Origin of the sequence: Bacillus sp. AFS002410, assembly GCF_002556365.1 — a bacterium.
Classification (GTDB): domain Bacteria; phylum Bacillota; class Bacilli; order Bacillales; family Bacillaceae_G; genus Gottfriedia.
This window is the reverse complement of record NZ_NUEU01000009.1, coordinates 514,813-537,766: the sequence shown is the minus strand read 5'-3', so window position 1 is coordinate 537,766 and position 22,954 is coordinate 514,813. Positions and strand designations below refer to the sequence as shown.

General features: G+C 34.2%; 21 protein-coding genes. 9 read left to right on the top strand and 12 right to left on the bottom strand.

All coding sequences use genetic code 11. The features are described from left to right. Positions 1-30 precede the first annotated feature (30 nt). The 4 genes from xylA (at position 31) to CN692_RS10170 (ending at position 5,598) form a co-directional block, all read left to right on the top strand. On the top strand, positions 31-1,365 hold the full coding sequence (gene xylA, locus CN692_RS10185; protein WP_098119037.1) for a xylose isomerase: 1,335 nt from the start codon (positions 31-33) through the stop codon (positions 1,363-1,365). An 86-nt stretch (positions 1,366-1,451) separates the two neighbouring features. Then, positions 1,452-2,951, top strand: coding sequence for a xylulokinase (gene xylB, locus CN692_RS10180; protein ID WP_098119036.1), 1,500 nt, complete (start codon positions 1,452-1,454; stop codon positions 2,949-2,951). Positions 2,952-2,979: 28 nt separating this feature from the next. Then, on the top strand, positions 2,980-3,963 hold the full coding sequence (locus CN692_RS10175) for an aldo/keto reductase (RefSeq protein ID WP_098119035.1): 984 nt from the start codon (positions 2,980-2,982) through the stop codon (positions 3,961-3,963). Between the two features lie 30 nt (positions 3,964-3,993). Further along, positions 3,994-5,598: a glycoside hydrolase family 43 protein gene (locus CN692_RS10170; protein ID WP_098119034.1), complete on the top strand. Its 1,605-nt coding sequence runs from the start codon at positions 3,994-3,996 to the stop codon at positions 5,596-5,598. Between the two features lie 91 nt (positions 5,599-5,689). Here the strand turns inward: CN692_RS10170 and CN692_RS10165 are convergent, their stop codons facing one another. Both CN692_RS10165 and CN692_RS10160 read right to left on the bottom strand, forming a co-directional pair. Further along, positions 5,690-6,526, bottom strand: a complete 837-nt coding sequence (locus CN692_RS10165; protein WP_098119033.1) for a hypothetical protein — start codon at positions 6,524-6,526, stop codon at positions 5,690-5,692. A gap of 216 nt (positions 6,527-6,742) precedes the next feature. Continuing rightward, positions 6,743-8,272 (bottom strand): MDR family MFS transporter, encoded by a 1,530-nt coding sequence (locus tag CN692_RS10160; protein WP_098119032.1) that lies wholly within the window; start codon positions 8,270-8,272, stop codon positions 6,743-6,745. A gap of 211 nt (positions 8,273-8,483) precedes the next feature. Between CN692_RS10160 and CN692_RS10155 the strand changes: the two genes are divergently transcribed. The 3 genes from CN692_RS10155 (at position 8,484) to CN692_RS10145 (ending at position 11,908) form a co-directional block, all read left to right on the top strand. Continuing rightward, positions 8,484-9,374: a TetR/AcrR family transcriptional regulator gene (locus CN692_RS10155; protein ID WP_098119031.1), complete on the top strand. Its 891-nt coding sequence runs from the start codon at positions 8,484-8,486 to the stop codon at positions 9,372-9,374. Between the two features lie 265 nt (positions 9,375-9,639). Further along, positions 9,640-11,715 (top strand): carbon starvation CstA family protein, encoded by a 2,076-nt coding sequence (locus CN692_RS10150; RefSeq protein ID WP_098119030.1) that lies wholly within the window; start codon positions 9,640-9,642, stop codon positions 11,713-11,715. Continuing rightward, positions 11,705-11,908, top strand: a complete 204-nt coding sequence (locus CN692_RS10145) for a YbdD/YjiX family protein (protein ID WP_098119029.1) — start codon at positions 11,705-11,707, stop codon at positions 11,906-11,908. The genes CN692_RS10150 and CN692_RS10145 overlap by 11 nt, the downstream gene beginning before the upstream one ends. 51 nt (positions 11,909-11,959) lie before the next feature. On the opposite strand, the gene CN692_RS10140 is transcribed toward CN692_RS10145, so the two are convergent. The 6 genes from CN692_RS10140 to CN692_RS10115 form a co-directional block, all read right to left on the bottom strand. Then, positions 11,960-12,631, bottom strand: a complete 672-nt coding sequence (locus CN692_RS10140; protein WP_098119028.1) for a YdeI/OmpD-associated family protein — start codon at positions 12,629-12,631, stop codon at positions 11,960-11,962. A gap of 111 nt (positions 12,632-12,742) precedes the next feature. Continuing rightward, positions 12,743-14,686 (bottom strand): ABC transporter permease, encoded by a 1,944-nt coding sequence (locus CN692_RS10135; RefSeq protein WP_098119027.1) that lies wholly within the window; start codon positions 14,684-14,686, stop codon positions 12,743-12,745. Further along, the gene (locus CN692_RS10130; protein WP_098119026.1) at positions 14,676-15,437 is read right to left on the bottom strand and encodes an ABC transporter ATP-binding protein; all 762 of its coding nucleotides are present in this window, start codon (positions 15,435-15,437) and stop codon (positions 14,676-14,678) included. The genes CN692_RS10135 and CN692_RS10130 overlap by 11 nt, the downstream gene beginning before the upstream one ends. A 105-nt stretch (positions 15,438-15,542) precedes the next feature. Next, a complete protein-coding gene (locus tag CN692_RS10125) occupies positions 15,543-16,547 on the bottom strand; it encodes a sensor histidine kinase (protein WP_098119025.1) in 1,005 nt (334 codons plus the stop codon). Beyond that, positions 16,547-17,233 carry a response regulator transcription factor gene (locus tag CN692_RS10120; protein ID WP_098119024.1) on the bottom strand — a complete coding sequence of 229 codons (687 nt, stop codon included), beginning with the start codon at positions 17,231-17,233 and terminating at the stop codon, positions 16,547-16,549. The genes CN692_RS10125 and CN692_RS10120 overlap by 1 nt, the downstream gene beginning before the upstream one ends. Before the next feature lie 195 nt (positions 17,234-17,428). Next, the gene (locus CN692_RS10115; protein ID WP_098119023.1) at positions 17,429-18,283 is read right to left on the bottom strand and encodes an O-fucosyltransferase family protein; all 855 of its coding nucleotides are present in this window, start codon (positions 18,281-18,283) and stop codon (positions 17,429-17,431) included. A gap of 271 nt (positions 18,284-18,554) precedes the next feature. Here CN692_RS10115 and CN692_RS10110 point away from each other — a divergent pair, with 271 nt between their 5' ends. Together CN692_RS10110 and CN692_RS10105 are read left to right on the top strand one after the other, a co-directional pair. Further along, on the top strand, positions 18,555-19,157 hold the full coding sequence (locus tag CN692_RS10110) for a TetR/AcrR family transcriptional regulator (protein ID WP_098119022.1): 603 nt from the start codon (positions 18,555-18,557) through the stop codon (positions 19,155-19,157). Positions 19,158-19,202: 45 nt separating this feature from the next. Further along, positions 19,203-19,850 (top strand): MBL fold metallo-hydrolase, encoded by a 648-nt coding sequence (locus CN692_RS10105; RefSeq protein WP_098119021.1) that lies wholly within the window; start codon positions 19,203-19,205, stop codon positions 19,848-19,850. A 130-nt stretch (positions 19,851-19,980) separates the two neighbouring features. On the opposite strand, the gene queF is transcribed toward CN692_RS10105, so the two are convergent. Genes queF through queC form a run of 4 tightly spaced genes read right to left on the bottom strand, consistent with a single transcriptional unit; the run spans position 19,981 to position 22,327 of the window. Beyond that, the gene (gene queF / locus CN692_RS10100; protein WP_025568326.1) at positions 19,981-20,478 is read right to left on the bottom strand and encodes a preQ(1) synthase; all 498 of its coding nucleotides are present in this window, start codon (positions 20,476-20,478) and stop codon (positions 19,981-19,983) included. 5 nt (positions 20,479-20,483) lie between these two features. Further along, positions 20,484-21,200 carry a 7-carboxy-7-deazaguanine synthase QueE gene (queE, locus tag CN692_RS10095; RefSeq protein ID WP_098119020.1) on the bottom strand — a complete coding sequence of 239 codons (717 nt, stop codon included), beginning with the start codon at positions 21,198-21,200 and terminating at the stop codon, positions 20,484-20,486. Beyond that, positions 21,193-21,669 (bottom strand): 6-carboxytetrahydropterin synthase QueD, encoded by a 477-nt coding sequence (gene queD / locus CN692_RS10090; protein ID WP_098119019.1) that lies wholly within the window; start codon positions 21,667-21,669, stop codon positions 21,193-21,195. The genes queE and queD overlap by 8 nt, the downstream gene beginning before the upstream one ends. Then, positions 21,662-22,327, bottom strand: coding sequence for a 7-cyano-7-deazaguanine synthase QueC (queC, locus tag CN692_RS10085; protein WP_098119018.1), 666 nt, complete (start codon positions 22,325-22,327; stop codon positions 21,662-21,664). The genes queD and queC overlap by 8 nt, the downstream gene beginning before the upstream one ends. Positions 22,328-22,954 lie beyond the last annotated feature (627 nt).

The following is a 22,954-nucleotide window of genomic DNA, read 5'->3' as shown; positions in this document are numbered from 1 at the left end:
TTAAAACTACTATTTTAGGAGGAATTAAACATGAGTTACTTTACTAATATTAATAAAATTAAATTCGAAGGTCCTAAATCAAAAAATCCTTTTTCATTTAAATATTATGATCCTCAAAGAATCATCAATGGTCAAACAATGGAGGATTTACTAAGATTTTCAGTTGCATACTGGCACACATTTACTGCAGACGGTTCAGATCCATTTGGAGCAGGAACAATGCAACGCCCTTGGAATCACTTAGCAGGATTAGATCTTGCTAAAGCCCGTGTGGAAGCTTCATTTGAATTTTATGAAAAGCTAGATGTTCCATTCTTCTGCTTCCACGATTCAGATGTTGCACCTGAGGGAAATACATTAAGTGAAACTTATAAAAACCTAGATGTAATTGTAGAAATGATTAAAGAATATATGAAAACAAGTAAAACAAAATTGCTTTGGAATACAGCAAATATGTTTACTCATCCTCGCTATGTAAATGGTGCTGCTACGTCTAACAATGCAGATGTATTTGCATATTCAGCAGCAAAAGTAAAAAAAGGATTAGAAGTTGCGAAAGAACTTGGAGCAATCAACTATGTATTCTGGGGTGGACGTGAGGGCTATGACACACTTATGAATACTGATATGAAACTTGAGCAAGACAACCTAGCGCGATTCTTCCACATGGCTGTAGATTACGCAAAAGAAATTGGATTCGATGGCCAGTTCCTAATCGAACCAAAACCAAAAGAGCCAACAAAACATCAGTATGATTTTGATGTAGCAACTGGACTAGCTTTCTTACAAGCTAATGGTTTAGAGAAGCAATTTAAATTCAATATTGAAGCGAACCACGCAACACTTGCGGGGCATACATTTGAGCATGAATTACGTGTTGCTCGAATTAATGGAATGCTTGGTTCAGTCGATGCCAATCAAGGAGATAAATTAATTGGTTGGGATACGGATGAATTCCCTACAGATCTATATTCGACTACACTAGCGATGTATGAAATCATAAAAAATGGCGGTTTAGGAAAAGGCGGATTAAACTTTGATGCGAAAGTAAGAAGGGGCTCATTTGATGTAGAGGATTTATTCCATGCCCATATTGCTGGAATGGATAGTTTTGCAATTGGCGCATTAGTAGCAAGTAAATTAATTGAAGATAAAGTATTTGAAAACTTTATTGAAGATCGCTATAGCAGCTTTACTTATGGAATCGGCAAGGAAATCGTAGATAATAAAGCAAATTTCCGTACACTTGAAGCATATGCGTTAAATTTAGGTGAAATCCAAAATAAATCTGGTCGTGAAGAGCGTCTAAAAGCAGTATTAAACCAATATTTATTAGAAGCGATTTCTGAATTCGCAACGGTTTAAATGACCATAAAATGTGCTGGGAATTTCACTATTTCCAGCACATTTTTCTCATACGGTGGGATTAAAAATGATAAGGGATGATTGTTATGAAATATGTAGTAGGTATTGATTTAGGTACAAGTGCTGTAAAGATTTTATTAGTTAATCAGTATGGCGAGGTTTGCCAAGAAGTGTCTCGTTCCTATCCATTAATTCAAGAGAAATCTGGATATAGCGAACAAAATCCTGAAGAGTGGGTTGAAAAAACAATCGATGGACTTACCGAATTAGTTAGAGATTTTAATGGACATCCGAATGATATAGAAGGGATTAGCTTCTCTGGTCAGATGCATGGTCTAGTGTTGTTGAATAAAGAAAAAAACTGCCTTCGCAATGCGATTTTATGGAATGATACAAGAACGACTAAGCAATGTGAATATATCAATGAAATCGTAGGCGAAGAACGCCTACTTGGAATAACGAAAAATCCAGCTCTTGAAGGATTTACTTTACCAAAGCTTCTTTGGATAAAAGAATTTGAACCAGAGATTTTTGAACAAGCATCAGTATTCTTGTTACCTAAAGATTATCTTCGCTATCGTCTTACTGGTGAAATTCATACTGAATACTCAGATGCAGCGGGAACATTACTGTTAAACGTAAAGGAAAAGCAGTGGAGTGAAGAATTATGTACTAAATTTGATATTCCTTTACATCTTTGCCCGCCAATTGTTGAGTCACATAGTTGCGTAGGAACAGTTACAGAAGAGGTTTCTAAACTGACAGGACTTAGTCGCGAAGTAAAAGTATTTGCAGGTGGAGCAGATAATGCTTGTGGCGCAATTGGCTCAGGAATTTTAAAAGAGGGTAATACGCTATGTAGTATTGGTACTTCAGGGGTTGTCCTTTCTTATGAAGAGCACGGCGACCACGACTTTAAAGGTAAGGTTCATTATTTTAACCATGGTAAGGAAGATGCTTTCTATTCAATGGGTGTAACGCTTGCAGCGGGATTTTCTTTAAGTTGGTTTAAGGATACGTTTGCAGAGCATGAGAATTTTGAACAATTACTAGAAAGTGTAGATCAAGTTTCAATTGGTTCAAATGGTTTACTGTTTACGCCATATTTGGTTGGTGAAAGAACGCCGCATGCGGATTCAGTTATAAGAGCTAGCTTTATTGGAATGGACGCATCACATAAGAGAAATGACTTTGCAAGGGCTGTCATGGAGGGAATTACTTTTTCATTAAATGAGTCAATTGAGATTTTCCGACATAACGGTAAAAAGATTGATTCAATTATTTCGATTGGTGGCGGTGCAAAGAATCCTGTATGGCTTCAGATGCAAGCAGATATTTTTAATGCAACGATTATTAAACTTTCGAGTGAACAAGGACCTGGAATGGGAGCGGCAATGCTTGCTGCGTATGGTTGCGGTTGGTTTGAATCATTAGAGGCTTGTGCAGAAGATTTTATTAAACCAATTACTTCATATAAACCAATTGAAGAAAACGTTAAAAATTATGAGAAGCTTTATTTAATTTATAAACAGGTTTATACAAAAACGAGGGAACTAAATGTGATGCTTTCGGAATTTAGAAAGTAGTACAAAGAGCTAAAAGGAGGGGGTCTACTTGAATTACCGGGAGCTTGGTAATACAGATTTAAAGATTAGTGAGGTAAGCTTTGGTACTTGGGCTATTGGTGGAGCGTGGGGAAAAACAGATGATAATGAAGCATTAAAGTCATTGCAACACGCGATAGATCAAGGTGTGAATTTTTTTGATACTGCGGATGTTTATGGTGATGGACATAGTGAGGAGCTACTAGCTAAAGCAACAAAAGGGCTAGAAGATAAAATATATATTGGAACAAAGTTTTGTCGAAAAGGTGACATCTTTGCACCAGAAAATTACACATATGAAGCGGTTAAATCCTATTGTGAAGATAGTCTGAAACGATTAAATCGTGATGTGATTGACTTATATCAAGTTCATTGTCCAGCTACTGAAATATTAAAGGATGGACAAGTGTTTGATGTGCTAGATCGTTTACAAAGTGAAGGGAAAATCCGTCATTATGGGGTAAGTGTAGAGACGGTTGAAGAAGGGTTGATTTGTTTAGAGAACCCAAATGTGAAAAGCCTACAGATTATCTTTAATATTTTTCGTCAAAAACCATTAGCGGACCTACTTCCTGAAGCTTATAAAAAAGGAGTAGGAATTCTTGTAAGATTACCATTGGCTAGTGGGCTATTATCTAGTAAATACACGGTTGATCATATTTTTGAAGAAGATGACCACAGAAACTTTAACGAAAATGGAGCTGCCTTTAATATTGGAGAAACATTTGCAGGATTGGGATTTAAAAAGGGCGTAGAGTTGGCGAATCGAATTAACTGGATTACTGAAGGTAGGTCAACTATGGCTAGTGCAGCACTTAGATGGATTTTAGATCAAAAGGAAATTACATGCGTCATTCCTGGATTTAGAAACCAACACCAAGTGAATGAAAACTTAGAAGCAATGAATATCCAGTCTTTTTCGAAAGCTGAATTGGATCAGTTAGAGCTGTTCTATCAAAAAAATGTTTCTGAGTTTATTAAAGGAGCTTACTAAAAAATAAAGATTCATATGGAGGAGTTTAAAATGGCTAAAATCAGCAATCCAATTTTACCAGGATTTAATCCGGATCCAAGTATTTGTCGAGTTGGGGAAGATTATTACATCGCAGTATCAACATTTGAATGGTTTCCCGGAGTTGGAATTTACCATTCAAAGGATTTAAAAAATTGGCGCTTAGCATCAAGACCTTTAAACCGTTTAAGTCAATTGAACATGATGGGTAATCCTGATTCAGGCGGTATTTGGGCTCCCGCATTATCATATCGAGACGGACAGTTTTGGCTAATTTACACTGATGTAAAAGTAGTCGAAGGTCAATGGAAGGATTGCCATAATTACCTTGCAACATGTGACACGGTTGATGGAGAATGGTCAGATCCAGTTTACTTAAATAGTACAGGTTTTGACCCATCCCTATTCCATGATGAGGATGGAAAGAAGTATTTAGTCAACATGGTTTGGGATCACCGTATAAGCAATCATAGCTTCTATGGTATTTCACTACAAGAGTACAGCGTAGAAGAAAGGAAACTGATTGGAAAAGCAGAGGTAATTTTTAAAGGAACAGATATTAAACTGACGGAAGCACCACATTTATATAAAATAAATGATTACTACTACTTATTAACAGCAGAAGGCGGCACGAAATACGATCACCAAGCGACGATTGCCAGATCAAAACAATTAAGGGGTCCGTATGAAGTACACCCAGAAAACCCGTTGATTTCGTCATTCCATGCTCCAAGAACTCCACTTCAAAAAGCAGGACATGCATCAATTGTTCAAACACATACTGATGAATGGTTTCTTGTCCATCTAACAGGAAGACCATTACCAAGAGAAGGTCAACCGTTGTTAGATCCTAGGGGCTTTTGTCCATTAGGAAGAGAAACGGCAATTCAAAGGCTTGAGTGGAAAAACGATTGGCCTTATGTTGTGGGGGGAAATAGTCCTTCACTTGAAATAGAAGGTCCAAAAATTGGTGAAATAAAATGGGAAAGCGATTATCCAGAGAAGGATGACTTTAACTCAGAAGAATTAAACCCTCACTTTCAAAACTTGAGAATTCCATTAGGTGAGAAAATCGTTTCGCTAAAAGACAATCCAGGACATCTTCGACTTTATGGAAGAGAATCACTTACATCTAAATTTACCCAGTCATTTATAGCAAGACGTTGGCAGGATTTTAATTTTACAGCAGAAACAAAGGTGGCATTTAATCCTAGTACATTCCATCAATCTGCTGGTTTAGTCAATTACTATAACACTCAAAATTGGACTTCATGTCAAATTACTTGGAATGAAGAGAAGGGCAGAATTCTAGAATTAGTAACATGTGATAATTTTACATTCGATCAGCCTCTTCAAGGAAACGAAATTATTATTCCGGAACATATTGAATATGTGTACCTTCGAGTAGATGTGAAAACGAATGTTTACCAGTACTCTTACTCAATTGATGGACAAGAGTGGACAGCAATACCTGTGACACATTATTCCTATAAACTATCTGATGATTATATTCAAGGCGGAGGATTCTTTACGGGTGCGTTTGTTGGAATGCAGTGTCAGGATACGACTGGGCAAGGGCTTCATGCTGATTTTGATTATTTTATTTATAAAAAATAATAAAGAGAGTGTCTCGAAGATTTTTAACGAATCTTTGGGACACTCTCCTCATACTTTTCAGATACTTCGTATAAAAATAGTAGAGATTTACTTAATATTTAATTCTTACTGCCTCATCTTCCAAATGCATTAAGTGTAGTTGTTTTGAAAGATAAAGTTTTAGTTCTTCATCATCATATAGTAATGCCTTCGATTGGGCTTCGCGTAGAAACACCAATTTTGCTTCAACTGAGGAAGTTTCAAAAAAGTGAACTACTTCGTCAGTATCTAATGATAGATCATTATCATCAAACTTAAATAACTTTTGAATTCTTGGTTCTTCCGTTATCGTTGCAGACTTATTTGTGATCCCTAAGCTATCCTCGGTCGGTAATAAGATTTCACTTTCTCGCTCATTTTTGACTTCGTTTAAATAGCTTTCGATTGAGTTAATTGATTCAAGGGAAAATCTTTGTTGAAGAGCCTTTCTTGCTTTGGCATCGTAGCCTTCAATTGTTTGAGTTGCAGCTATTTCAGGGACACTGTGAAATGTATCCTCATCAGAAGTAACATCAACCACCTCTACAGCACCTGGTGCATAGCAAAGTAGCCTTAAGAAATCACGTAAGTTTCTAGCAACGATTTGTACTGGATCATCAGAGTCCATTGGAGAAACACGTACAATATATGCATTTTCTAAATCATTAACTTGGCCAAAATCAGTTAAAAAGCCAAAATGAACTCCATCTGAACCAGTATTTGCAAATTGGATTACATCTAATGGGGTATTTAAATAACGAGTATCGATTTTTTCATATGAGAAAAATAGTCCACCTAATTCTCCAAATTGTGTTATTCCTTCACTTTGTAATTCACTTTGTAAGTTAATAGCGTTAACTAGTGTTTTTGGAATCTCGTATTTTCCGTAATTCAACTTAACTTGATCCATTTCAGTGTTCTCCTTCGTGGTCTGATTACCTGTCATAAATAGTAGAAAAGCGATTAAAAGAGTTAAAAAAATTTTTCTTAGCACATTTAAACCATCCAATAAGTTAGTATTAAATAATAAAGATTTATTCTAATAATTCATTAATTAAATTATAACTTTTTATATTTGAAGGTTAAATAAAAAAAGTTCAACCAATTAAATTGGTTGAACTTTTGTTTAATTCCCGACTAACTTTTTCTTAAAATTTACATCCGTATTTTCGTTAACTACCGGTTCTTCTGCTGCTATTGATCGTTTAATAAAGAACGAAAGAATCAGCGCTACTGCTATAACGAAAACTGTCACATAAAATGAGAAATTAATACCTTCAAGCATTGCTTTCATCGTGATTTCTTGTTTGATTTGAGCAATCATATCAGGTGTTGGTTTACTTGTTACATGCTTCATTGCTTCAGTAGATAATTCTTTAGCTTTCGATGCTGTACGATTTGACATAACTGTAATTAATAAAGCAGTTCCAATAGCACCAGATACTTGCTGTAATGTATTGTTCATAGCAGTTCCGTGTGGATAGAATCGTTTAGGTAACTGATTTAAACCATTTGTTGATACTGGCATCATTACCATTGACATACCGAACATACGTAATGCATATAAAACAATAATTTGAGTGTGGGTTGTATCCAGTGTTAATTTACTTAGTAAATAAGTAGTAATCGTCATAATGATTAAACCGGTCATCGCAAGAATTCTTCCACCGATTTTATCAAATAGTTTACCTGTGACTGGTGACATAATTGCCATTAATAGAGCACCAGGTAATAGCATTAATCCCGCATCAAACGGTTTAATGCCACGAAGTGTCTGAGTGTAAATTGGTAAAAGCATCATTGCTGAGAACATAGCCATTGTAACAACGATTGAAATCGCCGAAGATAAGGCGAACATAGGGTAACGATAAACTCTAAAGTTTAACATTGGTGTATCAAGTTTTAATTGACGAGTGATAAATAGTACTAATGAAAGAACCCCTACAATTAAAGCAACATAAGCTTTTGGGCTTTCCCATCCATCAGTTCCAGCAGAACTAAATCCGTACAATAATCCACCAAATCCTAAACTTGATAAAAGAACTGAAAGAAGATCGATCTTACTATTTGATTTCTCTTTTTTGTCTTTTAGTAAGAAAAATCCAATAATTAAAATTGTTATTGCAATTGGTGATACTACATGGAAAAGCATTCTCCAATCATAGTGTTCAATAATCCAACCAGATAAAGTTGGTCCAATTGCTGGTGCACCCATCATTACTAAACCGAAGAAGCCCATTGCAGTTCCACGTTTTTCAACAGGAAAGCTAGTTAACATTACATTCATTAATAATGGCATTAAAATAGCCGAACCTGAAGCTTGAATCATACGGCCAGTTAATAATAAAGGAAAGATATGTGCAAAACCTGCGGTAAAAGTACCGATATTGAATAAAAGTAGTGCTGTTATAAACAAATGTCTAACAGAATACTTTTGGATTAAAAAAGCCGTAGTTGGAATTAAGATCCCATTAACTAACATATATCCAGTAGATAACCACTGAACTGTTGATGGCTCAACGTCCAAATCCTTCATGATCGAAGGCAAGGCAATATTTAATAATGTATTGTTTAAGAACGCAATAAACGCCCCAATCATCAGGATTGTAATAATCCCGTATGGTGGGCGTACCGATTTACTCATGGAATGGTCCATGATTCCCCCTCCTTTGTACAACTAGTTCATTTTTTTGAACTGTGTTTCCATCTTCTATATAACATAATATGATATACCATTCATTCATTAGATGCAATTATAATAACCATTAGAAATCTTTAATAATCTAATAAGATATTTACTAGTTTTAATTGCTAAAATAATGTACTATGTTTTTTAAGCAGTAATTAACTAGAACCAAGGTGATTATATGAATGATCGTAAACAGCATGTCGTAAAAATAGCCCATGAATTGTTTATAGAAAAGGGATTCCAATCGACGTCTATCCAAGACATACTAGATTATAGCGGTATATCTAAAGGTACATTTTATAATTATTTTTCATCTAAAAGTGATTTAGTAGTCGCATTATTTAATACGATTTATAAAAAACTTGAACAAGAAAGAAATGAGTTATTAATCGGTCAGAGTCCTTCTGATATTGAAATTTTCATTAAGCAAGTAACTTTATTAATGGAAGCAAATAGAGATAATAAATTGATTTCTCTGTTTGAAGAAGTAATTTATATAAATGACCTAGATATCAAGCAATTCATTAGAGAAGGTAATTTCAAAACATTAAATTGGGTGTATACACGATTTTTAGACATTTTTGGTAGTGAAAAAAAAGTTTTCTTATTAGATAGTGCCATTATGTTTTTAGGTATTATTCACCATAATGTGAGATACTATGACCTTGCCAAGGATATCAATACTAGTATGGATCAAGTTGTCCGTTATAGTGTTAAACGTATAATTAAGATCGTTAAAGATGTTGAGGAATCTGGAGAACAATTATTTAATTTGGAGCTTTTAGATAGATGGTTACCAGTAAGAAAGACTGAAGAAAATCTTCAACAAAAGCTTTGTAGTATTATTTGCATTATGAAAAAGTCTGTGCTAAATAGCGATGAACAACAAAAATACAATGAACTACTAGACTTTTTGCAAAATGAGTTGTTGCAGTCAAAAACGCCACGTAAGTATTTAATTGAAAGTGCTCTAGTATCTTTAAACGAAGGAAAAATGTTATTAGGGGAACAAGAATTACAAAGGCTGAACGAACTGATTGACATTAATTTTATTCAAAAAGTTAAGTAGTCAATTTAATATGAATGAAAACCATCTTGGCTTTTAAATGCTAAGGTGGTTTTTTTATGTAAGTTAACAATCGTTACAAGTTGTATTTTCACTTGAACTTCCCTAATTAGGAAAGTTCAATATAACTTTCGTCTACTTTTTTGTAGAATATTTAGCTTAAAATCAGTAAAAATGTCGTTTTTATACTTTTTTTACCATTAATTTACAAAAAATTCTGAATTGGTGATATACTTTCAGTTATAAATGGAGAAGGAGGTTCTTGTTTGTGAAATCTTTAAAATCAATCGTAGTTTGGGGATTAATTTCGATACTTGGGGCTTTCTGTTTTTCTGTCTTAGCTTTAAAAAGAGGGGAGACAATTAATGCGATTTGGCTCCTCACAGCAGCTGTTTGTACATATGCAGTAGCTTATCGGTTTTATAGTAAGTTTATTGCAGAAAAAGTGTTTAAACTTGATGAAGACCGTAAAACACCTGCAGAAATTAACAACGATGGGAAAGATTTTGTACCGACGAACAAGTGGGTATTATTTGGTCATCATTTTGCAGCTATTGCTGGGGCTGGACCACTAGTTGGACCAATTTTAGCTGCGCAAATGGGCTATTTACCTGGTACGATTTGGATTATTGTAGGAGTTGTATTTGCAGGGGCAGTACAGGATTTTGTTATTTTAGCAGCTTCGACGCGTAGAAATGGTAAATCGCTCGGAGAAATGATTAAAGAAGAGATTGGCCCAATAACCGGGGTCATTGCATTAATAGGTATTTTAGGCATTATGGTTATTCTATTGGCTGTATTAGCACTAGTAGTTGTAAAAGCTCTTGCGGGAAGTCCGTGGGGAATGTTTACAATTGCAGCAACTATTCCAATCGCACTTTTCATGGGTATTTATATGCGATACATCCGTCCAGGTCGAGTAGGGGAAGGATCATTTATTGGTGTGATTTTACTACTACTTTCTTTAGTTGCTGGACAATATGTTGCAGAAAGTCCAACGCTGGCAGCGATGTTTACATTCAAAGGTGAAACAATTGCGCTTATGTTAATTGGCTACGGATTTATAGCATCGGTTTTACCAGTATGGCTTTTATTAGCTCCACGTGATTATTTAAGTACGTTTTTGAAAGTTGGTACGATTTTAGCTTTAGCGGTTGGAATTATTTTTGTGGCACCAGATTTACAAATGCCAGCTGTTACAAAATTTATTGATGGCTCAGGTCCTGTATTCGCCGGAAATCTATTTCCATTTTTATTTATAACAATTGCATGTGGTTCTGTTTCTGGATTCCACGCATTAGTTGCATCTGGCACTACACCAAAAATGATGGAGCGTGAAACGCATGCCCGTGCTATTGGGTACGGTGCTATGTTAACAGAATCATTCGTTGCAGTAATGGCAATGATTGCGGCGTGTTTATTAACGCCAGGAGCATACTTTGCGATCAATAGTCCACCTGCGATTATTGGAACAGACGTGAATCAAGTGGCTCAAGTAGTTTCGAGTTGGGGATTTACCATAACGTCTCACGAATTATCTACGCTAGCAAAAGATGTTGGAGAGCAAACAATCCTTTCGCGTACTGGTGGTGCGCCAACTTTAGCAATTGGTATGGCGGCACTCTTTTCTAAAGTAATCGGTGGAAAAGCATTAATGGCTTTTTGGTATCATTTCGCTATTCTATTTGAAGCACTATTTATCTTAACAACAATTGATGCGGGTACTCGTATTGGACGATATATGACGCAGGATATCCTAGGTAATGTATACAAGCCATTTGGCAAAACAGATTCCCTTCCGGCTAATCTAATTGCAACCGCTATTTGTGTGTTCGGATGGGGTTATTTCCTTTACCAAGGAGTTATTGACCCACTTGGTGGAATCAATACTTTATGGCCTTTATTCGGTATTGCGAATCAAATGCTTGCGGCAATTGCATTATTACTCGGCACAACGATCTTGTTGAAAATGGGGAAAAAAGCTTATGCATGGATTACGCTAGTGCCGACTATTTGGATATTAGTAGTTACAATGACTGCAGGGTGGCAAAAGATATTTCATCCAGTACCAAAAATAGGATTCTTAGCGCATGCTAAAATTTTTAAAGATGTAGATGCTGGTACAATTCTCGCTCCGGCAACTAGTCATGCACAAATGAATCAAATTATTTTAAATGACTATATAGATGCAACGATTTGTGGATTATTTATGCTCATCGTACTCCTAGTTTTAATTGCTTCGATACGAAATTGGATCAATATATTGTCTAATAAACCAATAAAATCACATGAAACTCCTTATATAAAACGAGAAGAAAGCGATCCTAAAAATTATGCATTATAAAATAAAGGAGTTCAAAAAATATTATAAACAGTTCATTAGTCTACTTGTTGGCGTACCAAGCTATGAGAAATACGTAGAACATATGAAAACTCACCATCCTAATCAACCAGTTCAAACGAGAAAAGAGTTCTTTATCGAAGCACAAGAATCCCGCTTTAATTCGAAAGGTGGAAAAGTAACTCGTTGCTGCTAAAGAAAAAAGCTCAGTCAGAAAATCTGACTGAGCTTTTTAGTGTATACTCAATTATTTATGATCTCTACGATATAAATCCAGCGTTTTGTACCCTGCACCTAATACCACTTTCATTTCTTCCCGCCTTTTTTCTTTTGTTGCTTCTTGCTTAGCGCTATATATATGGCGAGCCCAATCTTTTCGATATCCAGGAGTGAGAGATTGATAGATCGTAAGCAGTTCAGGCGTTTCCTCTAAATCCTTTTCAACGTTTGGTATGAGGTCAATATAATCATCTACACATTGACTAGCTTTTGAATTGTTTGTAGCCTTTGTTTTCGAATCGTCCTTTAATCCAACTACTGTAAAAACGTCATCCAGTCCTACCATTCGAGCAAACTTAATTGTGCTTGAACCGACGTAGCCACTCTCGTCTGCACCTAATCCTTCAAATAAATCGTCGCGATGAATATAAGTAGGATAAACTTTATTGCCTTTTTTAGGATAGGCTACAAAAATATAACCGTTTTTATTTAAGTAGTTATTATCTATAATCTTTGTCATGAGCTCTTTAAGTGAGTCCATATTAAGTACGAAAGCAAATATTAGATCGTAAGGAGAATTCAATAGATCTGTTTCAAAATGGGGTAAATCTGTAAAATAATTTGTATTACTAGGTTGAAATAAAACTGTCGCTTTTTTATATTTTGTTAAGTTTAGCTTTTCAACGATTGTTTTTGTCATTTTGATTCACCTTTAAAGTAGTTTTTATATAGCTATTATAATTCAAAAGAAATAAAAAAATAATAGAAGCTCAAATCGAACTTCTATTATTTAGTAGGTATTTTCTTATTTTTAAAGAGCTTCTTTAATTACTTTTTTATAATAAAGAACGGATAATATACCAAATACAGAGTATAAAACGGCATATAAAACCATGACAATGATCATTGGTGTCCAAACTTCAGCACCAAATAAGAACCATCCAGACTGGACAGCGAAATAGCTATGAACTAGTCCAATTACGAGTGGAATACCGAAATTAAACAACTGTTTAGATCGAATTCCTCTTAATAAATCACTATGAGAAAAACCAAGCTTACGTAAAATTGTGTAATTAGGCTTTTCATCAACACTCTCATCCATTTGTTTAAAATATAAAATACATCCAGATGTCATTAAGAATGTTAATCCTAAAAATCCGACGATGAACATAATAAGCCCCATATTTGCTTTCTGACTATTAACGATTTCAAGTCGAGAATCATTAGGATAATTTTTATCCAATTGATGATCCATATAGATGCCATTTGCCTTTTTGATTAAATTCTCATCACTTATATTAATACCGTTATATTCAGTAGATTTTTTTTGAATAGATGAATCGAGATTCTGTTTTATACTTTTATAAACTTGATCATCTACAATAACTGTAGGAAATCCTCCGTTTGTAAAGTATGAAGGGATAATTTTATCACGTTTTAAACCTAAATAGTTTAGCTTAAATGTTTTCTTTGTACTAGATATTTCAAGATTCCCCGAATCCTTCAATGTCATAAATTTTTGAAGCATATCATCATAACCGGTAAATAGTGCTTCATTTGGAGCAAGATTCACTTTAGCCGCTTTTTCGTTTACGACCGCTAGTGGGAACTTATCTGCATCCTTCATCATTCCATCTAACTGTTTATCTAGTATATTCTTTATATTTGCATTAACTTGAAGAACTTCGATGTGTTTTTCTGTATATTTAATGCCACTTTTATCAAGAGCGGATGTGAAAGTTTGTAAATCCTTCTGATTGCCTAAGAAAAAATCAGCAGGGACATGGCTCTCCGCCGTTTTTTCAGCAGAATAGTAAGATATATAACTTAAAGATAATAAGCCAATAGCAAGACCTGATACGGTTGTAATAATCGTTAGTAATAAAGCATTAGACTTCATTCTAAACATAATTGAAGATAATGATAGGACATCGTTTATATTTAAATAGCCATTTTTCTTTTTGCGAATAATATTTAAAATAAAACGAACTGAACTTTTATACACTAAATAAGTTCCAATAATAACTGACGCTAAAATATAGATCATTGCTGAAAATAGCTCAGTCATCGTAGTAAAATCACCATCAAATAGTTTTGATGATAAAAAATAACCTGAGATGATTAATAAAATACCTAAAACTCCAATAGAAATCTCAAATACAGACATTTTTTTAAGTTTTCCTTCAGTCGATGAGACCACTCGGAATAACGATAAAATCGTTTGTCTTTTAATAAAAACGTAATTCATTAACATAATGAATGCATAAATCACAACAAACACAATTATTGTCTGAACTAATGCTTGTGTTGAAAAATGCAAACTAGCAATTGCTTTAACCCCTGTGATTTTATATAAAATCATAATGATTAGTCTTGAAATTGAAAAACCTAGTAAGATCCCAATAACCAATGAACTAAAATAAAGAATAAAGTTTTCAACTGTTAGAATTCGAAAAATCCTGTCTTTCGTCATTCCAATTAATTGAAACAAACCAATTTCTTTACTTCTTCTTTTAATAAAAATCATATTTGCATATAAAAGGAAAATCGACACAATTGCAACAAGTAAAATCGACGCTGAGCGAATTGCGGCTCCACCTTTAATTGAACCCTTTGTGGCGTCCATGGATGGATCGTACTGTAGCGTAACAAACGAGAAGTATAAGGCAGCACTAAAAACTAAAGCGAAAATATAAAGATAATAGTTCTTTATATTCTTTTTTAAATTTCGGAAAATCAAGTGATTAATGCTCATGGTGAACACCACCTAATACACCTTGAGTTTTCATGATATCTTTAAAGAAATTCTGTCTTGTTTCATCGCCTTTGTGAAGTTGTGAATAAATTTGTCCATCTTTAATAAAGATAACTCGATTACAAAAGCTTGCTGCTACTGGATCATGTGTAACCATTATAATTGTGGCATTTCTTTTTTCATTTAGTTCGCTTAATTTATTTAATAAATCTGATGCAGACTTTGAATCTAAAGCACCTGTTGGCTCATCCGCGAAAATGATACTAGGTTCATGAATAAATGCTCTAGCAGCCGAAGTACGTTGTTTTTGGCCCCCAGAGATTTCATTCGGATACTTATCTTTTAATTCAAAAATACCAAGCTCTTTAGCAATTACATCAAATTTTTGATTTGCCTCACTAGGCGACGTTTTAGTAATTGATAAAGGAAGAAGAATATTTTCTTTTACAGTTAATGTGTCTAGTAAATTGTATTCTTGGAAGATAAAGCCCAAATAGTTTTTACGAAATTCTGCTAATTGCTTTTCTTTCATATCCGTAATATCTTTGCCTTCAATTGCAATCGTGCCAGTATTAATCTTATCAATCGACGAAAGAACATTTAATAAAGTTGTTTTACCCGATCCAGATGCACCCATAATACTAACAAATTCACCTTTTTCGATGTTTATATCGATGCCACTTAAAACTTCCTGTTTATTAAATTTATTTCCGTAACTTTTATGAATTTTCTTTGCTTCTAAAATATTCATTTTCGTACACCCCTTTATTTTCATTTGATAAAGTAAGTATAAAAGGTTCCTTCTATTGTTTCCTTTGATTAACCGAACAATAAACAAAAGCATGTGACAATTTTGTCACATGCTTGTTATTTTTACAAATTCATTCCGTTTCGGGAAAATTAACGTGAAAATTGAGCCTTTATCTAGTTCTGATTTTACTTGAAACGTAATATGTAGGGACAGTGCAGCCTTTTGTGCTAAATATAAGCCCATGCCTGTTGAGGCGTTATCTTGATGTTGGGTGGTAGAAGTAAAGCCTTTTTCGAAAATGCGCGGTAAATCTTTTGAGTGTATGCCGCGACCAAAGTCCTCAATTTCAAGAATAACTTGCCCATTTCTTTGTTTACTTGTAATTCGAATGTCAGAGGAGGTACTATATTTTACTGCATTTGTTAAAAGCTGTCTTATGATATACGAAAGCCATTTTGCATCACTATAAACTTCTAATTCCTCAAGTTCAATATCAAAACCGATTCCTTTATGTATGCACCATGACTGTAATGTCTTAATTTCTGGAAATAGCACATCTTCAAGCTGAATTTTTTCGATATAAAGATCGTTTTCAATAAAAGGTATTCTTTTTTGATGGAGCTGCTGATCTAGTAATAAGTGGATACGCAACCATTCGAATGTTAAGTTTGATTTTAACTTTTCATCCTTCATTCGATCAATCATTAAGTTCATTGCAGTTAAAGGTGTTTTCACTTCATGAATCCAAGATAGGAGATCGTCCTTTTCTTCTTCTAAATGGGTTTGATTTTGAACCGCTACTTTTTTTAATAAGATTGTTTGATTCGTTAAACTGTTTTCAACTATTTCTTCAAACGGACTATTAGAATCTACAATTCCTGTCAAATCAAGATCATCTTCACGATCGATCAAACTCTTATAGAATCTAGTTTCTTTTGGATACCGAACGACTAAAAAAATAATAAACAATAATAGAGATAAAAAAACAATATAAAGCAGTGAAGTTAATGGTATTGAAGAATCAATAAATGAAACAAATAAAATGAATACCTGTGATAGTAGAAAAAAAAGAATCCAACTAATTCGCTCAATTAGAAAGGTTTTAATCATCAGAATTCCTCTTCTAGAGCAACGTAACCTTGCCCTACTTTTGTTTCAATAAATTGTCCTAATCCTATTTCATCAAGTCTTTTTCGTAGACGATTTACATTTACTGTTAGGGTATTATCACTAATAAAACGCTTATCTTCCCAAAGTCCATTTATTAATTCCTCGCGACTAACAATTTTGTTCTTTTGTTCAATTAACAGTTTTAAAATATAAATCTCATTTTTTGTGAGTTCAATTGCTCCACTTTCATTTGAAACAGTATTTTTTTCATAGTCGACGGTGGCACCACACCAAGTTTTAAGTGCGATTTTCTCAGTATTATAGTTATAAACTCGACGTAAAGTAGCTTGAATCTTGGCGATAAGAACGTCAAAATGGAACGGCTTTTGGACAAAGTCATCTGCGCCAAGCTGCATCGACATGACCATATCCGAAGGGTGGTCTCTTGAAGATAAAAAGATAATTGGGACATTTGAATGGGAACGAATCATACGACACCAATGAAAACCATCGTATTTTGGAAGTTGGATATCAATGATGACTAAGTCTGGTTTAATCTCAGTAAATTCTTGAATTACTTTACTAAAGTCTGTGATCCCAAATACCTCATAGGACCATCCAGTAAGGCGATCTTCAATTTCAGAGAATAGAGAAGAATCATCCTCAATGAGTAATAATTTAAACAAATCTATTCACCACTCTTTTTATTTCTTTTTCATCATTGTAAATTATAATCATATTGTGCGCCACAAACGAAAAATTTTACTAAAATGATAGTGAAAAAGTAATAGTAGGAAAGTACGACAAAAATACCCTAATCATATTGAAAAGGGTTTAAAGTTTATTTTCGATAAATTACAGTTCAAACACAAATGAGTAAATTAAATTCGAGGAAACCACAATTCCCAAAGAGGTTGATAAGTTGGCCAAAGTTGAGTTGTTACTTTATCAAAACCACGATAATGACGTATATAACCAGCCAGATAAGCAAATGAAGAGGCATGCAGACCAGAGAAATGAGGTGCACCAATACAGACAAGCCAGTCAACCAATGCCTGCTCTTCTAAGCTTAAATCATTTAACTGTTTTAGTAGACTGGGCTGGTTTTTCAAAACTTCTAGTTTGTTTAAAATAAATAAGTTAGGTAGTTTATCACCAAATATCTGAGCAATTTTATTAAATTTTTCCTCTTTAATACCTGCTGCAATGTAGACTGCTGATAAGTTTGGTGTATTAATCATATCGATAGCTTGTAATAGTTGATTTTCGATATAACCTTCAAAATCTGTTGTGGAATCTGAATGGAAATTCACTAATTCATCTTCAATTCTTAAATGAATTGCCTTCCAATTGGAATATGATGACATTGAGTCAATTATGGCATTTGAGATCGTTAATACTTTTTTAGCAAATGGGAAATGATTTGCTATAAAAGCTCCATTTTCTTTGTTCTCTTCTGAAGTCATAATTCGATTTAAAAATCGACTACAGAAAACAATATCCTGCTTAGTACTATCAATATTTTCTGGTAGATTAACTAAAATATTTTTTTTTGATAATAATTGAGTAAGCTCTTTTAAATCAACAAAGGCGTCAAAACTGATCTTAGAAAAATTAATGTCGAAATCAATGATATCACTTGAATTTCTTGTTTGAAAATCATTTATAATAATGCCGACTTTATTCCCTTGTTTAGAAAAGTATAATGACTCACCAATTACTCTAAAAAAAGCCATTAGCTGGTTACATAATCCTTCATTATTTTCTGGACTATACTTAAAATACAGAATTAGTGACACATCCAATCTATAAATATTTCTACAAAGACAAGTTCAACTTGTTTTTACTACAATATGTACACACTGTGGTGATGGTTCCTCATATAAGTTTTATCAAATAAAACAGTTTTTTCTTGAAGTTATAACCTCTTTACAAAATTAAATTAGTGGTATAATATCAAAAAAACCGACCGGACGGTATGTCGGTTGGAATGGAAAGGTAGAGAATATGGTAAATACAAGAGAGCACATCATCAATACGGCTTTAACACTGTTTTTGCAGAAAAGCTTTAAAGAGGTAACGATGAGTGAATTAGTTAAGCAGAGTGGAATGTCTAAAGGGGCATTTTATCATTATTTTGATAGCAAAGAAGGGCTATTTCGTGAAGTAGTGAACACGGCTGCTGAAATTAGTCATATTAATTTTGACCAAATCCAACAGACAACATTAAAGCAATTTTATGAAAATTATTTGTCATTAATTCAGGAGACTAAGTCGGAATCCACATTTATGAGAATTATCGGTAATTCTCCAACAAATCGCTTAAAATTCACAACATTGTTAACCGAGGCTAACAGACTATTCCCTGAATTTACGGATGTCCTTCTCCAATTGCATGAAAATGAGTTAAATGGGTGGATTAAGGTTGTTGAGCAAGCGATTGAGAGTGGGGAAATTCGAACAAAAATGCCCGCTCAACATATTGCGGAAATTTTCGTAAATATATCCAATGGAATAACGAAGAGAAGTAGATTGTACAATAGTCAAATTGAAATTGCTTCGAGAACAAAAGTTTTGTGGGATAGTTTTTATGAGGAGTTAAGAACTTAACAAGGGTTGAATATAAAACAAAGATAATTAGAGGATGTGCTTATTATGCAAATTAAATGGTTTGGTCAATCTGCCTTTTTGGTAACTACAGAGGCTGGGAAAAAGATTTTAATCGATCCATTTGATCGCTTCCTTGGATATAAAATGCCTAAGCCCATCGAAACGGATATTGTTGCAGTCACTCACGATCATGGAGACCACAATAAAATTCATGTTGCAACTGGAAATTATGAACTTGTCAATGAAGCAAAAGAGTACAATTGCAGTGACGTACAGATAAGTGGATTCAAGACATACCACGATAAAGTAAATGGCAAAAAGAGGGGAGAAAATATATTATTCAGGTTTAAAGTGGACGGTTTGACGGTCTGCCATTGTGGAGACTTAGGTCATCTTTTGACGGAGGACCTTATTAAAGACATTGGTAAGGTGGACGTTCTTATGATCCCAGTAGGCGGCAAAATGACGTTAAATGGTGAAGAGGCCGCAAAAGTGGTGCAACAGCTAAATCCCACAATTACCATTCCCATGCATTACCGAACTAAGGCACTATCAATCATAGGGATGTTGCTATTCGAAAAAGCAGATAAATTCATTAAAGCTACAGGTCAGAGATCAACTGAAGTAGGAATATTAGACATTAATTCAGAGAACTTATCGCAATATTCTGGTGTTGTCACTATGCAATATTAGTAAACTATTATATTAGAAATAAACTAGTATTTTAATGCTAGCTTGTTAAAATTTTAAAAATATAGCCTCCGTGTATAGAACACGGAGGCTACAAGTGTTAGGTCATCATGAAAATGACAAGTCTCAATTCTTAACGATTATCAATCTTTTCAGGATATAAATCGTGATTCATCATACGATGTTCAGCCATCTTTTCGTATTTTGTACCTGGACGGCCATAGTTACAATATGGATCGATTGAAATACCGCCACGTGGAGTGAATTTACCCCAAACTTCAATATAACGAGGATCCATTAATTTGATTAAATCATCCATAATGATATTCATGCAATCTTCATGGAAGTCTCCGTGATTACGGAAGCTAAAGAAGTAAAGCTTTAATGATTTACTTTCAACCATTTTTTGCTCCGGAATATAGCTAATATAAATTGTCGCAAAGTCAGGCTGACCAGTTTTTGGACAAAGTGAAGTAAATTCAGGGAAATTAAATTTTACGAAATAATCACGATCAGGGTGAGTATTATCAAATGTTTCTAAAATTCCTGGGTCATATTCAAATAAATATTTTGTGTTGTTGCTACCAAGTAATGATACTTCTTCAAGTGAACCTTTTGATCTTCCTACCATTTTGATTAAACTCCTCTCTTGTTTCCCCAAACAAATGCATGTAATTGAGGTAAAACTTTTACGTTTTTAAAGATTTTTGATTTCATTGCTTCATCTATAAGCCATTCATAACGTTTTAACATGTATTGTAATAAAGTCCCATCATCCGCATTTAACCAGCTATTTCCGACTTGTAAAAAGAACGGAACATGTGGGAATTTTTGATGAACGGTTTCTGCATAAGCTAAGTCTTTTTCATCAAAAATAACAACCTTTAAGCAAAATTTCGGGTGATTTTCTAAATTTTGAATAATGGTTCCTAACATATCGAAGTCAGTATTCATACCGCTACTAGGTGGTTTAGGTGATAAGGTTACTTCATCTATAGAAGGTAACCATGATTGCCACTTACTACCTTGGGTTTCAAGAGCTAAAGTCATATTTTTTTCTTTTAATAACTCTACTACAGGTCCTAATGAAGGAAGTAGGGCAGGGTTTCCACCAGAAATTGTTATATGTGAGAATGTATCTCCGCCTAAGCTCACTAAATTCTCCCAAACTTCTTCTGCGGTCATCCATTTTATATTGTCTTTTTCGCTACCATCCCACGTGAAAGAAGAATCGCACCAACTACAAGAATAATCACAGCCTGCAGTACGAATAAACATCGTTTTTTGGCCGATTGCCATCCCTTCACCTTGTACAGTAGGTCCGAATATTTCAAGTACAGGAATTTTACTCATTAATCATCCACTCCCTACGAGCTTCTGCGTAGCAAGTAGGCGTTTCAAATAAACGAACAAACTCTACACGAATATCTTGTGCCGGATTTGTATGAGCCTTAAGTGCATTTTCCATTTGCTCATAAATCCAAACAACCATATTTTCCGCTGTTGTATTCATTGGAGGTAGCATTTCATTTAAATAACGATGATCTAAATAGATTTCAATTTTTTCCTTCCAAATCTGTTTAATATCACCGAAATCAATAACTAAGCCGATCTCATCAACAAAACCACTAATTCCAAAAATGACTTTATATGTGTGTCCATGTAAATTTTTACATTTACCTTCATAGCAATGTAAGTGATGTGCAGCATCAAAGGTAAATTCTTTATTCACTAGAACACGTTTATGGTGGTATTTTAAGTCTTCTTTTTTGATGTGCTCATCAATCTTATGAAGTCGATCTACGATGCGAAAATCAAACATGCTTTGCGGCTCCTTTCGATTGTAGATAACGATCTAAACCAGCTTGACGAAGCTCACATGCAGGACATTCTCCACAACCGTCAGAAATAATACCATTATAGCAAGTTAACGTTTTATTTTTAACGAATTCAAATGCATTCAAATCATCAGCTAACTTCCAAGTGTCAGCTTTATCAATCCACATAAGTGGAGTATGAATAACAAATGGGTAATCCATTGATAGATTAAGAGTTACGTTTAATGATTTAACGAAGATATCTCGGCAGTCAGGGTATCCGCTAAAGTCAGTTTCGCAAACACCAGTAATAATGTGTTTCGCGTCTTTTTGTTTAGCAAGTACTGCTGCAAAAGATAAGAATAATAAATTACGTCCATCTACGAATGTAGAAGGTAATTCACCTTCTTCGTGTGTAATTTCAATGTCTGTTCTTGTTAAAGCATTTGGAGCAAGTTGATTTAACAAGGACATATCAAGTATATGGTGGGGGATATTTAATTCCTTACATATATCTGCAGCTACATCTAATTCTAGTTTATGACGTTGGTTGTAGTTGAACGTAACAGCCTCAACTTCACCAAATTGTTGCATAGCCCAGAATAAACAAGTAGTACTATCTTGGCCACCGCTAAATACAACGATTGCTTTTTCATTTTTCATATTTCTTCTCTCCTTTACGTGTTTAAAAAGAAGAGGGCATCCCGAATAACAAAAATAAAAACAATATGACAATATTGTTTTTGCCTTATTTTTTTGTAGAGGGGGGTTTGCGACCTCTACCACAAGCGATCTAACTTATGGATTTTTTTATTAAATTTTCTTTCTATCTAATTGTACTAGGAAAGTACAATCATAATTCCCATTATAATCGTTTCATCATAAAAGAACAAAAACTTTTGTAGGAAAGTAAAAAATTTCAAATTTGATTAGTAAATTTAAGATCTGGTGGAGTGTTTTAGTACTAATGTATATATCATGATTAGGAGTTGCATGGTTCAAAACTGTTATTTATTTTGTATATAAATTGATAGGGGAATCGAATTAAAAATAAGGAATTAGTTCGGGTTTAACTGCCAATAGGCTAGAGGAACAATTGATTATTAATTTTTTCAATCTAAAGGATGCTGTATGATGTTGATTTCCACTGCAGGGTTCTCGCTTTCCATGGGGCGAGATTCTTGAGCCTCATCGGCGTGCCGCCTGTGGGGTCTCAGCCTTCCCGCATTTCCCATAGGAGTCAAGAACCCTTCCGTTCCAATCAACTTCTTCAAAATAAAAAGCATGTAA